The following is a 14,155-nucleotide window of genomic DNA, read 5'->3' on the forward strand; positions in this document are numbered from 1 at the left end:
ACGGCGACCCGGAAGGTGGCCGCGATATCCGATCGTCCCCGACCCCGTGGAGAAAGGCGGAGAAGTGATGACCAGAGCAGCGATGCGCTGTCCGCGCGGCGCGGAGAGGTGGTGACGATGATCCGGACAGTCCGAGCCGTGCTCGCCCTCAGCACCCTGCTCGCCGGCACCGTGATGCTCGTCCAACCGCCGGCCCGGGCGGCCGCCTGGGAGACGCTGATCGACGGCTCGTCGTTCGCCGACCGCAACGCGCTGATGGCCGAGTGGAACTTCCGCTACCCCTGGGGCTCCGACCACAACGGCAGCGCCCGAATGTACGCGAGCGCCACCGACACCAACCACGTCTACCTCTCCCCCAGCGGACAACTCAACATCAAGGCCACCCGCATCACCTGGGACGAGGGGACCAGCTCGGCCGACCCACACCTGCCGATCCGGTACCACTCCGGCGCCATCCACGCGAAAGATCAGGTACTCGTCAACGACCAGTTCCCGAACTACGAGGTCCGCGGCGAGTTCCAGGCACCGTCGAGCCGTGGCACCTGGCCGGCGTTCTGGCTCACCGGAGCGAACAGTTGGCCGCCGGAGAGCGACATACTCGAATACAAGGGCGACGCGCGGAACTGGTTCAACACCTACGACGGGGCGTGGGACAACACCATCGTCGGTGTGTCGAACCCGGGCGCGTGGCACGAGTACCGGGTCTGGATCGCCAAGGTCAACGCGACCGACGTCGACATCCACTACTACCTCGACGGTCAGTGGAAGGGTCAGCACCGAGGGTCCAACTTCGTCGGCAAGCCGATGTGGCTGATCATCAACCTCCAGATGGAGGGCTCCTCCGGCTCACCCGGCCCGACGGCGGAGACCCTCTACCGCGCCCGCAACGTCTACCTCGGCCGTACCCGTAACTGACGACCCCGGCGGACCGGGACGTGGGCGCGGCCCGCCGGTGCCCACCAGCCGGGGTGCGGTCCGGGCGACTCGTCGGTGTGGCGTCCGGTCAGCGCGGCGATCGTCCAGGGGGCCGTCCCTGATCCCGGCGCATGTTCGTCTATGTCTGTTTGTGAACGAGTCGGTTCGGAAGATGGTGTGAGCGTTCACATTGAATTAAGAAGATGTTGCTGGAGTGTTGCGGCCCGCCGCCACGGCGTTTCCCGTCCGGGCCGGCCCCACCGGTGCACACCAAGAGGAAGGACGAGACATTGACAACGCAGCAGGGCATCCAGATCGGCCGAGGCATGCCCGACCCTCGACCCGACGAGGTGCCGACATCCCGTCGACGATCACTCGGTCGCGTCCTCGTCGGCGCCCTGGCCGCGGTGGCGCTGATTCCGGTCGCCGCCGTCAGCGGCGCATCCCCGGCCGGCGCGGCCACCAACCAGTTCAGGGGGATGAACTGGGCCGTGCTGGGCGACAACTTCAGCACGGGCCCACTGGTCGTCCAGGGCCTGAGCCAGTCCGACAGCAACGCGACCGTACGGGCCAAGGCCAACGCCCTCTACGACGACATGGCAGCCGTCGGCGTCAACACGGTCCGGCTACCGATCAACACCCACACCGTCGGTACGACGTGGTGGAACAACTACCGGGGCGCCATCGACGCCGCCACCGCCCGCGGATTCAAGGTCATCCTCGCCTACTGGGAGGACGGCGCCGCCTCCGGCGGCAGGATCACCAACCTCGCCGCGTGGAACACGATGTGGTCCCGGGTGACCAACACCTACGGCTCCAACACCAACGTCTACTTCGAACCGATGAACGAGCCCCACGGCTACAGCTCGGCGGACTGGCGCAACGTCGCGGCGAACTGGCTCAGCTACCACTACTCGGCGGTGCCGAGCCGGGTGCTCATCGGCGGTACCGGCTACAGCCAGGACCTGCGGGACGTCTGCAACGACAGCCGCTTCAGCGGGACGCTGCTCTCCTTCCACCACTACGCCTTCTTCTACAGCGCGATGACGTACGACGCCTTCCGGAGCCACATCCAGACCCGCCTCGGCAACTGCGCCTCCCGCGCGGTCGTGACCGAGTACGGCGCACCGATGTCCACCGGCCTCGACTACGCCAACGCGAACAGTACCGACAACTTCGTGCGTCACATCCGCGCCGTCACCCAGGTCATGCGGGACAACCGGATGGGCGGCACCTACTGGCCGGCGCTCGGCGGCAAGCCGACCGGAAGCCTCGGCTACGACCACTACTCGATGTTCGCCCTCAGCGGCAGCGGCACCAACCTGAACCTGACCGCCCGCAACGCCTCCGGCCGCGACCGCATCCGGTACGGCTGGGGACTGTAACTCCGCTCCCCGCCACGGGCGGTGGACCGCGCCGCCCAACGCTCGTCGCCACCTGATCGGCGATTCGCGGTACCAGGCGCCCCGGTGCCGAGCGTCGTGCGTCGTGCTCGGCACCGGGGCGCCGTCCGGGTCGGTGGGGCCACGGGTACCTTCGTGACCGGGCCGGAACCTGGTGCTCGTTACCTCGCGGTGATCGGGTAACCGATCGCGGCGAGGTCCTCCGTCAGGTCGGCGAGGGTGTGTCGCGGGTTCAGCGCCCGCAGCACGGTGTCGGTGAGCGGACGGTGGGCAACGACGTGCTCCACCGCCGCCCGGTCCGGCTCGATCTCGTAGTAGTCGGCGGCGAACTCGACGAACCGGTCGACGATGTCGTCGAGCAGGATCTCGAGCATCCCGGACCCGTCCGGCCCGCCATCATCGTCGAACCCGCTCGGTGGCGGGAAGGTGATGCCTTCACCGGCGTGCCAGCGGTCGTCGCCAACCAACCGCCACAGCACCGCGGTGGCGACGAACCGCCCGGCCTCGTCGCCGAAGGCGGGCTCCTCCACCAGCGGACGAAACACCACGGGGAGACCGTCGAGCAGGCCCGGCCACAGCTCGTGGTCCGGACCGCCGTAGGGCGACATCGCCGACTCGTGATCGAAGACCCGGATGAACGCGCCGTCGGCGGTGAACACCACGGCCCACTCGTCGCCGCTGCCGTTGCTCATCAGCGCCGCCTCGTCCGCACCCCAGGCCGAGGTGTAGGCGTAGTAGCCGTCCCCGTCGTCGATGATGCGGTCGAGCACGGCCAGTGCCTTGCAGCGCTGCCGCAGCCGGTCGATGCCGGGCAGTCCGGCGGCGATGTCGTACGCGGTCACCGGGTGACCGTACTTCGGCGGACAGCGCCCTCGATCACCTGACCTGACGCGCCCACCTGCGCCCGGTCGCCGCGCGCCCTGCCCCGTCGCCGTCCGCGCCGCACCGCCTCCTTTCGGGGGGTGACCCATAATGGCGCGATGCGGCCCGTTGACGACCTGATCCACACTCCGGACCCGGCATGGCCGGTACTCGAAGCGGAGCTGGCCGCGCTCGGCCCGGCTGTCGAAGTCCTTCCGGTCGATCCGGAGGCCGGTCGGGATTGCCTGCACCGGCTCCAGGTCACCGCCCGGTCCCGTCTGGGCGCCCTGGCGCTGCACACCGGCGGCCTGTTGGTCGACGGCGGCTGGCTGCGGGTGCTCGGCGGCGGCAGCCCCGAGCGGGGTCTGCCCTCGTTGGCCGAGGCCAACGGCCTACCCGGTGACGGCCAACCGCCCGCGGCCCTGCTGGTCGGCCACGACGTGCTCGGCGGCCGGTTCGAGGTCAGCGGCGCCGGTCCGGCCGCGATCGGCCGCCCGGGCGAGCCCGGCGAGGTCTGCTACTTCGCGCCCGACAGCCTGGAGTGGGAGGAGCTCGGCTGCGGGCACGGCGCCTGGCTGTCCTGGATCGCAGCCGGCGGGACGGCCGAGTTCTACGAGTCGCAGCGCTGGCCCGGATGGCGCGCCGAGGTCGAGCAACTGCCGGCGTCACACGGGTTGGCGGTCTACCCGTTCCTGTGGTCCAGCGAGGCGCAGGAGGACCTCGCCGCCACCGCACGTCGGCCGGCCCCGCTGCGCGAACTGTTCGCGATCCAGGACGAGACGGTCGCGTTCCTCGCCGCCAATCCAGACGCGGAAGCGGTACGGATCGACGTGCGGTAGCCGGATCTCTTTGCCGGTCAGGGTCGCGGGTACGGCCGGAGGGTCGAGTGGAGGCTCTGTCGGGGGCGTTCGGCGTGGCCCTGCCGTCGTGTCGTTAGCGTTGGCCGGTGGCGGGCAGCGCCGGCGACCGAGCTGGACCTGATCGTCGCATCGAGTGGTGCTGGTGGTGGTGGCGCACCCCGCGCCGCCACCGGTCCCGGCCGTTCCAGCCGGCGACCCGTTGACCGCCCGGACGACGATGGGAACCGATACGTCGCAGGATCGTCCGGGAGGTGAGCGTCGGATGCGGAACTGCCCGCCCGAGATCACGGAGATCGTCGCGGAGACCGGCCTCGGTGAGGTGGTCGAGCGCTATCGACAGGCGGTGGCGATGGAGCTGAGTTTCGCCGTCACCTGCGGCGTACTCGGGGTGTCCGGGTTGGTTTTCGGCGACGAGGTCGGGCGGGCGATCGGTGCCGGGGCCGGTGGGCTCGGGGTGCTGTTCGCCGTACCCGCCTGGCGCAGGTCCCGCTGTCACCTGTACCTCTGCACCGGTGGCCTGCTCACCACCACCGGGACGACCACCGTGACCCGCCTGCTCCGCTGGGCCGAGGTCGCGCACGTCCGGGTCTGGACCACCCGGATCTACCAGCTCGGCCCGGTGGAGGAGTTCCCGCGCTGCGTACTGGAGCTGACCGACGGCACGACGTTGAACCTGGCCAGGCCCCCGTACGCGGGCCTCGGCCGGCTCGCCGGGGCCGTGGAGCGGGCCGTGACCGAGACGACCTACCCGCGCCGGACCGCGGAGATCGCCGAGACCGGCACCAGTGTCTTCGGCCCGATCACCCTCAGCGCCGCAGGAGTGCGCGACGGCCGGCGATTCGTGGCCTGGTCGGACGTCGCACGGGTGGAGCGGGGGCGGGTGCGGCTGCGCATCTGGAACCGGGCCGGCCGGCAGGTCATCTCCCGGCAGGTCCGGACGATCCCGGATCTCGCCTGCCTGCTCAGGATCGCGTCCACCACACGCGGTGGGACGGCGAACCCGGCGAGGGCGCTGCCTTGACCGGGGGGCGCCAGGAGCGGGTTCCGGCGCCGAGAGCGTGCTGCGCTACCCGTCGTCTCGGCGTCGGGTGTCGAGGCCACTCGGCTCCGTGACGTCCGGCCAGGCCATCCGGAACTTGCGGGGAGCACCGTTGAGTCGGGACGGGTCTCCGCCGGGCGGTGACGCCGTCGCCGTCTCGACGCTGCGGGCTCCGCAGGCGCGGTAGAAGCGCTGCGCCGCCGTGTTCTGCTCCAGCACCCAGAGGTACATCCGTTCCGCCGTCGCGTGTTCCAGGACGGCTCGGGCGGCGCGGGCCAGGAGCCTGCTGCCGACACCGGTCCGCTGGTGGCCGTGCACGACGTGCAGATTGTCGACCAGGCTGCCCCACCGGGGGTCGTGGTCGAACACGACGTGGACGAAGCCGACGAGTCGGCCCTCCTCTTCGGCCACCACGGTCCGGCTGTTGGTCGGGGCAGCCAGGCGGGCCGACCAGACCGAGTGCCGGTCAGCGGCGACGTCACCGTCGAGGAAGGAGTCGGCGTAGGCGCCACGGTAGTGCCGGCGCCAACTCTCGGCGTGCAGTCGGGCGATCTGCTCGGCGTCGTCGGCGCCGGCGAGGCGCAGTAGTACCCGGCCGGTTGGCGTGGGGTGCTGTTCGGGTGCCGTGTCCTGGTCGAAGGAAGGGATCGACGACACCGGGACCTCCTGCTTCGCGGCTTGCTCGGCATCGCTCGTGCCGAGCCTGGTCCTCACCCGGAGCACCCCGCCCGCGAACGGAGGGTTGCCGGCCAGCGAGCCGGGGCTTGGCGCTGGCGCTCATGACCTGTACCGGCGATCGTAGCACCGCCCCCGTCGCGACCGGAGCGCCGAGGAGCGCCGGAGGCGCCGGAAGGCCGGCCTCCGGACATAGCCCGATTTCGATGGATGAAGACGCGTCAGTTGCCGGATGTCTGCCGTCGGTCGGCCCGGAACGCTGTGCGTATGGCGATGGACGTCAACCGCAACGCCCCGGTGGTCGTCGAACTGGAGGTCTTCACCCGCGCCGCGCCCGGCACGGTGTGGAACCTGCACACCGACATCGACCGTTGGCCGGAGTGGAACCCGCACATCGAGCGGGCGAACCTGCGCGGGCCGCTGCGGGTCGGCGCCACCTTCGACTGGTGCACCGCAGGCTTGGAGATCACGTCCACGATAGGTGAACTCGTGCCGCAGCGGCGCATCGCCTGGGGTGGCCGGACACGCGGCATCGACGGCCTGCACGTGTGGACGTTCAGCCCGCAGCCCGAGGGCGTCCTTGTCCGGACCGAGGAGTCCTGGGACGGCGAGCCCGTCCGGGTCGATCCGACCAACCTGCGCACCGCGCTGGAGGCCTCGCTGCGCGACTGGCTGAGCGCGCTGAAGAGGTGTGCGGAAACCGGCGCCCGACCGGCAGGAGAATCGGTGTGACCACCGCACGGCCCGGGTCGACCCCGATCCTGTTGCTGCACGGCTCCTGGCACGGTGCCTGGTGCTGGACGGAGGTCATCGCCCAGCTCGTGCCGTACGGCCGCCCGACCCTGGCGGTCGACATGGCCGGGCACGGGCTGCGCGCCCGTCGACCCGAGTGCCTGACCGTGCGTCCGTTCGACCCGGCCGCGCTGGCCACCGAGGTTTCGCCGGTGGCGGAGGTGGACCTCGACCGAGCGGCCGAGCTGCTGGTCTCGCAGATCGAATGGCTGGGCCGTGGCGGCCCGGTCACGGTGGTGGCGCACAGCATGGGCGGCCCCGTCCTGACCCGGGCGGCGCAGCAGGTTCCCGAACTGGTGGCGCACGCCGTCTACCTCGCCGCCATCATGCCCGGCTCGGACCGGGCGGCCGAGGGGTACTTCGCGCTGCCGGAGAACGCGGGCGCGCTGGTGCTGCCCGCCCTTCGGGGCGATCCGGGGGTGATCGGGGCGCTGCGGCTCGACCTCGCCTCGAACGACCCCGGCTATCGTCAGCAGCTTCGCGACGCGTTCTACGGCGACGTCGCCCCGGTCGTCGCCGACGCCGCCCTGGGCCTGCTCACCCCGGACGCCCCGGTCAGCATGATGCGCGGCACCACCCGGCTGACCCGGGACGGTTGGGGCTCCCTCCCCCGCACCTACGTCGTCTGCGCCCGGGACATGGCGATCCGCCCGGCACTCCAGCGGGTACTCGTCGCGGAGGCCGATGCCGCCTTCCCGGAGAATCCGACCTCCGTCGTGACGCTGGACTCCGCACACGCGCCGTTCCTGTCCAGGCCGGGCGAGGTGGCCGAGATCGTCGGACGACGGGGCTGAGAGCCGGCCCCTCCGGTCGGAAGCGCGCAACCGCGCCGCGAATCGGGGCGCCCCGCACGTCGCTGTCGCGACCTGGGGACGCCCCGGTCTCCGCTGGCTCAGCTCGCCGGCCCGATCAGCCGCCACGGCTCATGGTCGGGGTCCGGTCCGGTACCCGGAATGTTGCCCTGGGTCCACCACTTGGCTTGCCAGACCTTGCCGCCGTACTTCACGGTGATCTGTTCGACCGGCTGGGTCGCCGGGTTGTAGACCTTGCTCGCGTCCCAGGCCGGTGCGGAGCAGCCGCCCGCCGGTGGGGCCGTCTGCGACGATCCCCGGTTGTGTTCGGAAAGGAGCGCGAACCGCTGGTCGCCCACCCTCAGCGTGGTGTTCACGGGTCCGGTGGCCGGGAGGTAGTAGATGATCGGAATGTCCAGGCTCTTTCCCGGCGGGATGATCTGGCAGTAGTCCAGCTTGAGGCCGACCCGGTGGAAGTCGCCGCTCAGGCCGCCGCCGGCGTTCGGGCCGGTGTGTCCCGGCTCCACCTGCCACTTGCCGCCCTGCTGTCCGGTCTGCCAGTTGCCGTCCTTGACCAGCGGCGGGGTGGAGGTGGGCAGGTCGAAGCGGAGTTCGACGTCCTTGCCGCCGCCGAGCGTGCCGGCGGTGTTGTTGGTGATCCGGAGCTTGGGCTGCATCGGCCACAGCTCCGTGGCCGTGGAGCCGTACTCCACCAGCTCCACGTGGACGTCGATCGCCGCCGACGGCATCGTCACGGAGCTGCCCGTGTTACGGCTGGCCCCGTAGGCGCCCACCCCGGCCAGCCGCTCGTGCAGCCTGTTGGTCATCGTGTAGCCCATCCGGCAGGGATCCTGGCCGGTGACCCGCGCCGGGCAGTCGTAGTCGCCGCCCAGCTCCCACATCATCACGCCACCGGCGCCCTTGTCGATCACGTAGTCGGCGACCTCGTCCAGGCCCTCGGTGTCCATCGTGGAGAGGAAGACGTCCTTGCTGTCGTTCCAGAGCCAGGACGTCTTCGTGGTGTCGTCCCAGCGCCGGACGTACTCTCCGCTGATCTCGTCGGAGGGGTCGTCGTCCGGGGTCAGGCCGACGCTGTTCGCGTACCCGGGCATGACGTTCTTCTCCAGGTTCTTGGCGTGCCACATCGGGCTGACGCCGGCACCCAGTTCCTCCCCCTCGGCGGTCTTGTCGTGCCAGATGTTGTCGATGCCGACGGCACCGTTGCCGCACGGCCGGACGAGGCCGGTGCCGGGGGCACAGTCGGTACCCTTCGACGTCCCCCACAGCCCCGACTGGCCGCCGGTGACGCCCCGCCAGCCCCGGGTGTAGTACGGGATGCCGATGTTGATCCGTCCCGCCTGCATCGCGCCGCGCAGGTAGTGGAACGCCCAGTCGGTGTTGAAGTAGCCGAGGCCGTCGTACTCCGGTGTCTCGTAGAGCTCCTTCAGCTCCGCGTCCTTGCCGTCGTCGTAGAGCGGGGCGTTGGGGCCGACCACGTCGTTCCAGGTGCCGTGGAAGTCGTACGACATCAGGTTGGTGAAGTCCTGGTACCGCAGCGCCTGCTGGTTCGCCATGCCGCGTACCAGGTAGCCGGAGGCGGAGGAGGCGGACGTCAGCAGGTAGTACCTGCCGTCCGTGGCGGCGGCCCGGTCCAGCTTCTCGCGCAGCGTCTTCATCAGCGCGGTGTAGCTGGCCGGCAGTCCGGGGCGGCGGGACCGCGCCGTGTCCCAGTCGTCGGGGTTGCCGGTCTGGTCCAGCACGGTCGGGTACTCGTAGTCGATGTCCACCCCGTCGAAGCCGTAGCGGCGCAGGAAGTCGACCGCTGAGTCCGCGAAGGTGTTGATCCCGCCCTGGTTGACCGTGCCGTCGGCGTTGGTGGTCATCGTGTAGAAGCCGCGTGACTCGGCCCAGCCGCCGACCGAGATCAGCGTCTTCACCCGTGGATGCAGCCGCTTGTACTTGGTCAGCAGGTTGAAGTGCCCCTGGTACGGCAGGTCGGGAGCCATCTCGGCACCGCGCGTCCCGGGCCAGGTCATCCCGATCGCCGGGTTACCCGGACCGGCCTGCCCGACCGAGATCCGGTTGTTCTCGATGTGCGCGAAGGCGTAGTTGAGGTGCGTCACCTTCGACCACGGGATGTTCTTGACCAGGTAGTACGGCGTCCCGTCGGCGCCGGTGCGGCCACCGTTGAAGTAGCCGATCACCCGTCGGGACCGGCCCTGGCCGAGCCACTCCCGGCCGTCGCTCTGGTAGACGTGGCAGTACGGCGCGGTCACGCCGGCGGTCGGCGTCATCCCGTCCGGGCGGCACGTGTGGTGGGCACCGGTCGCCGGCTTGGTACCGCCGTCGTCGCCACCGGGGTGCTGCTCCATCGGGTCGCCCACCCCGCCGTTGCGCACGGGGTCGGCCGGGGTGACGTCGTTGTACGCGTTCCAGGTGTAGCCGAGGTCGGCGGAGTCGGGCTTGCCCGGCCAGTCGAAATAGTTGTGCACGAGTTCGGCGGGGTTGGTGGCCAGGTACCCCCGGCCCGGGAGGTCGTCGGAGTCGTCCCAGGCCCACGCCGGGTTGGCGGCGTCGGTGGGGCAGTCGCCGTCCGCCGGTCCGGCCACCCCGCCCTCGCCGCAGATGGCGCCGTACGGGTTGCCGCCGTCGTCACCGGCGAAATTGTTCGACGTGGCGAACAACGTCGTCAGGTTGCGGTTGGCCCACATGCCGTTCTGCGCGAAGATGTCGATCAGGGTGTACTGCACGTCCCGGTCGTTGGGCCCGTCGGGCACCTCGGCGGTGGTGCCGGGGTGGTAGAGGATGCCGTCGCCGTTGCGGAACTGGTCTCCGAGGTCCGGGGAGGGCTTCCGGGTGGCTCCCATGGCCCACGCGGCGTGGGTGCCGGCCTGCTGGGCCGTCCACGGGCGCTGGTGACCGTCGTCGTGCGGGCTGCCCCTGGTCGCGATCACCCCGTCGACGTCCTCGTCGCCGCTGGCGAAGTCGCTGCCCTCGGGTACCCAGGAGTAGAAGTCGCTGTGCGACACCGTGACGACGGCCTTGAGCGTGCCGTGCGCGGAGCCGTCGTTGGCCACGACGACGAGGGCGCCCTCGGCGTCGTTCTCGTGCTCGGTCGCGTCCTCCTCGTAGTCGTCGAGCGCGGCGTCCGCCCAGTCGCGGGGGTGGAAGAACATGTAGATCAGGTAGGAGAAGCTCCGGGTCTGGACCACGGAGTAGTAGACGTGGGCCGCCAACGGGTACTCGCTGGCGTTCTCCCAGTTGTTGCGGCCGTTGAGGTCGCCGTCGAAGTCGTACGACGTGATGTAGTCGGACTCGCCGCCGAACGAGGTCTCGCCGCTGGTGTCGACGTCCTGGAAGTGCACCGGCGCCCACCACTGGGCGAGTTCGGCGCGTTCGGCGGCGGTGGAGGGGATCGTCGTGGCGGCTGCGGCGGGCCGGGCCGGGCCGACGGCTCCGGAGACGGCCAGCAGGGTGAGGACGGAGAGCAGGATCAGAGATCTTCGGGGTACCCGGGCAGCTAACGTCATCGCCACAGCGTCCCCGGCCTCCCGGCGGCGGACATCAGGCAACTGACGCGGCTTCACCTATCGATGTTTGTCAATGTGTTGACTTCCCGGGCGATCTCCACCCGACTGTGCAGCTCCAGCTTGGCCAGTACCCGGGAGACGTGCGTCTGCACCGTACGCCGGGACAGGAACATGGTCGACGCGATGTCCGGCGTCGACCGGCCCTCGGCGATCAGCAGGGCGACTCGGCGCTCGGTGTCGGTCAACGCCGGCCAACCGCTGACGGCGCGGGACGTCCGGGTGCCGTGGACGCCCCGCCGGATCCCCCGCCGCCGCAGCCGGGCGTCGGTGCGGCGGATGTCCCAGGTCGCGCCGAACCCGGCGTAGAGCTCCACCGCCTCGTTCAGCGCGGCACGGCAGGCGGCGGTGTCCCGCCCGGCGAGCAGCACCGCGAGATCCTCCAGCGCGCCCGCCAGATCGACGGCCGGACCAACCGCGCGGTAGTGGGCCACCGCCGCCCGCACCAGGGCCGGATCGTCGCCGAAGAGTCCCTCGCAGCGCAGCCGGGCGGCCTGCGCCCGCCACGGCTCCGCCTCGGCGGCGGCCTCGCGCCGGCTCGCCTCCACCGCACCCCGGGCGGCAGCGCGGTCCCCGGCGGCGAGCGCGACGCGTACCAGGTCCGGCAGCCACTGGTGGATCAGCGTCATCTCGCCCGGACGCCGGTCCAGGATCTCGCCGAACGTCGACACGGCCAGCCGGAGCGCGCCGTCCCGCTCGGCGGCCAACGCCTGAGCGGCCAGCAGGAAATCCCGATTCTCCCGGTCCGCAAGGGTCTCCACCGGGAACGCCGAACCGGCCGCGAAATGTTCGGAGGCGGCGGTCGGGTTCTCCCGCCGGACGGCGAGCAGGGCGGCCACCCCGTGCCGCAGCACCGTGGGCCCCCGCTCGCGCAGCCCGGCGTACGTGATCCCGGGCCCGTCCTCGTCGACCGAGTGCAGCTCGGCGATCGCGTCGTCCCACCGCCCGGTCCAGTACAGCAGGACCGCGGCCGTCACCCCGGTCGCCGAACCCATCGCGTTGCCCGGCTCCCGGGCGACCTGGCGGGTCTGCCGCTCCGCCGCCTCGGCGTCCGCCCACCGGCAGAGGTTCTGCAAGGTGAACACCCGGGCATGCAGCGCGAACATCCGCACGTCGGCATGGTCCGGTTCGTCGCCGAGCACCCGCAGCGCCCGGTCCACCCGCTCCAGCGCGGAGCGGTGCCGCCGCCGGACCGACTCGGTCAGCCACAGATCCGTCAGGGCGTACCCGATGGCGTACGCGTCGCCGGAGAGTTCGGCCGCGTGCAGCGCCTCGACGGCGGCGGCGTCGGCCGCCACCAGGTCACCCCGGCTGGCGCGCAGCGCCATCGCCGAGGACGCCAGCAGCCGGGGGTGCCAGGACCCGAGCTGCCCCGGCTGCCCGAAGACGTCCCGCAGCGCGTCGAGGGCCTCGTCCGTACGGCCGCCACCGATCAGCGCCCGGGTGAGCACCCAGTACATCTCGCCCCGGTCCTCCGGCCCGGTCAACACCGCGATCGCCCGCCGGGCGTGCGACGCGGCCTCGGAGTGGCGGCCCATCCCGAGCAGGATCCGGGCCAGCGCGGCGAGTACCGGCGCCTGGTCCCCGGCCGCCGCCGACGGCCTGCCGAGCTCCCGTCGCAGGAGCGTCGCCGCGACATCGGGAGCGCGTGCCGCCACCACCGGCGCCGTCGCCACCAACCAGCCGCGGACCCACCGGTCACCGAGCTGATCCGCCGCGAGCAGTTGCTGCGCGACCGTCAGCGGATCACCGTCCGCGTCCGCGAGCACGCGGGCCGCGTCGAGGTGCAGAGCCGCGCGTACCGGCACCGGCATGCGTTCGTAGAGCGCCTGCCGGATCAGCGGATGCCGGAACGCCATCCGCGATCCCGAGCGCACCAGGATCCCGGCCGCGACGGCGTCCTTCAGCCCGTCCGACAGCACCGACACCGGTTCCCGCACCAGCGTGGCAAGCTCGGTCACGGCGAACTCGTGCCCGAGCATCGCGGCGGTGTCGAGCGCGTGCACCGCCAGGTCGGGTACGAAGCTCAACCGGCCACTCAGCGCGTCGGCCAGGGACACCGGGACCCGGTCGGCCTCGTCGTCGGGCAGGTCGGCGACGTCGCCGCGTACCCGGATCATCCGCTCCCGCAGCAGCGCCTCGACCAACTCCCGCAGGTGCAGCGGGTTGCCCATCGCGGCGGCCACCCAGCGGGCGAGGTTGGGGCCCGGCCAGCCTCCGACCAGCGTCGCCACCAGGGTGGTCGTGTCGGTCTCGGTGAGCGGTGCGAGTGTGATCACGGTATGGTCGCGCCGGCTGACCACGGTACGGACGTTGACCACCTCGGGCCGGCGCAGCACCGGACCACAGACCCCCACCAGCATCAGCGGCATCTGCTCGACGGCCAGGCAGAGGCGCTGCCAGACCGTCACCGACGCCGGATCGGCCCACTGGAGATCGTCGATCACGAGCACGGTGGGTGCGGCCGTACAGAGCTCGTCCACCAACGCGACCAGCATCTCGGCCGCCGCCGCGTAGACCACGTCGAAGTCGCGGACGAGCCGGGGACCGCGCCTGAGCAGGAATTCGGCGATCTCGGCGCGCCGCCGGTCGGGCGACCGCGCCCGGACGCCCAGGCAGCTCGCCATCACCCCGAGCGGGGAGCGCTGCGACAGGTGGTCGGCCGTACCCCACAACACCTCGCAACCGAGGCCACGGGCCGCGGCGATGCCCGCCTCGACGAGCGCGGACTTGCCGACGCCCGGCTCGCCCTCGACCCAGACCGCCGAACCCCGCCCGCGCGCCAGCTCGCCCACGGCAGCGGTCAACAATCCCAGCTCCTGGTCGCGCCCCACAAGGCGGTCCGGATCCGTCACCGTACCCCCGTCCGGTACTGCACCGTCTCGACGATCGCCTGGCTCGACCCCGGCCGCCGCCGTACCGGGCGTGGCACGGGTACGCCAGTCAGCCCGGCCACCCCACGGACGGCTGGCGGAGACCTTGACCCGACCGGGTTGCAGCGCCGACTCGTGACATTCGGAATCGTCCTCGGTGGATAGTGGGATGGGGCAGGCGGACGGGGTGCGCGGCAGCCGGCTGCCGCCCGGTGCGCAACGTCGTCGCGGCGTCATCGCTGACACCCTGGTCGGGAAAGAGTGGCCGGGCCGTCCGGCGCTGTCCCGGACGGCATCCGGGGCGGAGTGGCGGGCGCGGCGTCAGCCGTCGGAGCACCCACCGCCGCCCCGGGCGCGAC

10 protein-coding genes and 1 riboswitch are annotated in these 14,155 nt (G+C 71.5%); of the genes, 6 read left to right on the plus strand and 4 right to left on the minus strand.

Going from position 1 to position 14,155, the window contains the following annotated elements; translation table 11 throughout:
* Positions 1-117 precede the first annotated feature (117 nt).
* Both C6361_RS06310 and C6361_RS06315 read left to right on the plus strand, forming a co-directional pair.
* Positions 118-915, plus strand: coding sequence for a family 16 glycosylhydrolase (locus C6361_RS06310; protein ID WP_107270770.1), 798 nt, complete (start codon positions 118-120; stop codon positions 913-915).
* Between the two features lie 290 nt (positions 916-1,205).
* Positions 1,206-2,300, plus strand: coding sequence for a glycoside hydrolase family 5 protein (locus C6361_RS06315; RefSeq protein WP_234359366.1), 1,095 nt, complete (start codon positions 1,206-1,208; stop codon positions 2,298-2,300).
* A gap of 179 nt (positions 2,301-2,479) precedes the next feature.
* Here the strand turns inward: C6361_RS06315 and C6361_RS06320 are convergent, their stop codons facing one another.
* Positions 2,480-3,160 carry a hypothetical protein gene (locus C6361_RS06320; RefSeq protein ID WP_107267092.1) on the minus strand — a complete coding sequence of 227 codons (681 nt, stop codon included), beginning with the start codon at positions 3,158-3,160 and terminating at the stop codon, positions 2,480-2,482.
* Positions 3,161-3,298: 138 nt separating this feature from the next.
* Here C6361_RS06320 and C6361_RS06325 point away from each other — a divergent pair, with 138 nt between their 5' ends.
* Positions 3,299-4,018 carry a DUF2625 family protein gene (locus C6361_RS06325; protein ID WP_107267093.1) on the plus strand — a complete coding sequence of 240 codons (720 nt, stop codon included), beginning with the start codon at positions 3,299-3,301 and terminating at the stop codon, positions 4,016-4,018.
* 283 nt (positions 4,019-4,301) lie between these two features.
* A complete protein-coding gene (locus tag C6361_RS06330; protein ID WP_107267094.1) occupies positions 4,302-5,060 on the plus strand; it encodes a DUF6585 family protein in 759 nt (252 codons plus the stop codon).
* A 45-nt stretch (positions 5,061-5,105) separates the two neighbouring features.
* On the opposite strand, the gene C6361_RS06335 is transcribed toward C6361_RS06330, so the two are convergent.
* On the minus strand, positions 5,106-5,735 hold the full coding sequence (locus tag C6361_RS06335; RefSeq protein WP_234359367.1) for a GNAT family N-acetyltransferase: 630 nt from the start codon (positions 5,733-5,735) through the stop codon (positions 5,106-5,108).
* Positions 5,736-5,747: 12 nt separating this feature from the next.
* Positions 5,748-5,863, minus strand: a riboswitch (SAM riboswitch).
* Between the two features lie 157 nt (positions 5,864-6,020).
* Here C6361_RS06335 and C6361_RS06340 point away from each other — a divergent pair.
* Together C6361_RS06340 and C6361_RS06345 are read left to right on the plus strand one after the other, a co-directional pair.
* Positions 6,021-6,485, plus strand: coding sequence for an SRPBCC family protein (locus C6361_RS06340; RefSeq protein ID WP_159079211.1), 465 nt, complete (start codon positions 6,021-6,023; stop codon positions 6,483-6,485).
* Positions 6,482-7,339 (plus strand): alpha/beta fold hydrolase, encoded by an 858-nt coding sequence (locus tag C6361_RS06345; RefSeq protein ID WP_107267096.1) that lies wholly within the window; start codon positions 6,482-6,484, stop codon positions 7,337-7,339. Before C6361_RS06340 ends, C6361_RS06345 begins: the two co-directional genes overlap by 4 nt.
* A gap of 98 nt (positions 7,340-7,437) precedes the next feature.
* On the opposite strand, the gene C6361_RS06350 is transcribed toward C6361_RS06345, so the two are convergent.
* Positions 7,438-10,866, minus strand: coding sequence for a glycosyl hydrolase family 18 protein (locus tag C6361_RS06350; protein ID WP_199853268.1), 3,429 nt, complete (start codon positions 10,864-10,866; stop codon positions 7,438-7,440).
* Positions 10,867-10,919: 53 nt separating this feature from the next.
* Positions 10,920-14,033 (minus strand): LuxR family transcriptional regulator, encoded by a 3,114-nt coding sequence (locus tag C6361_RS06355; RefSeq protein WP_107267097.1) that lies wholly within the window; start codon positions 14,031-14,033, stop codon positions 10,920-10,922.
* Positions 14,034-14,155 lie beyond the last annotated feature (122 nt).

This window comes from Plantactinospora sp. BC1, from assembly GCF_003030345.1.
GTDB lineage: Bacteria > Actinomycetota > Actinomycetes > Mycobacteriales > Micromonosporaceae > Plantactinospora.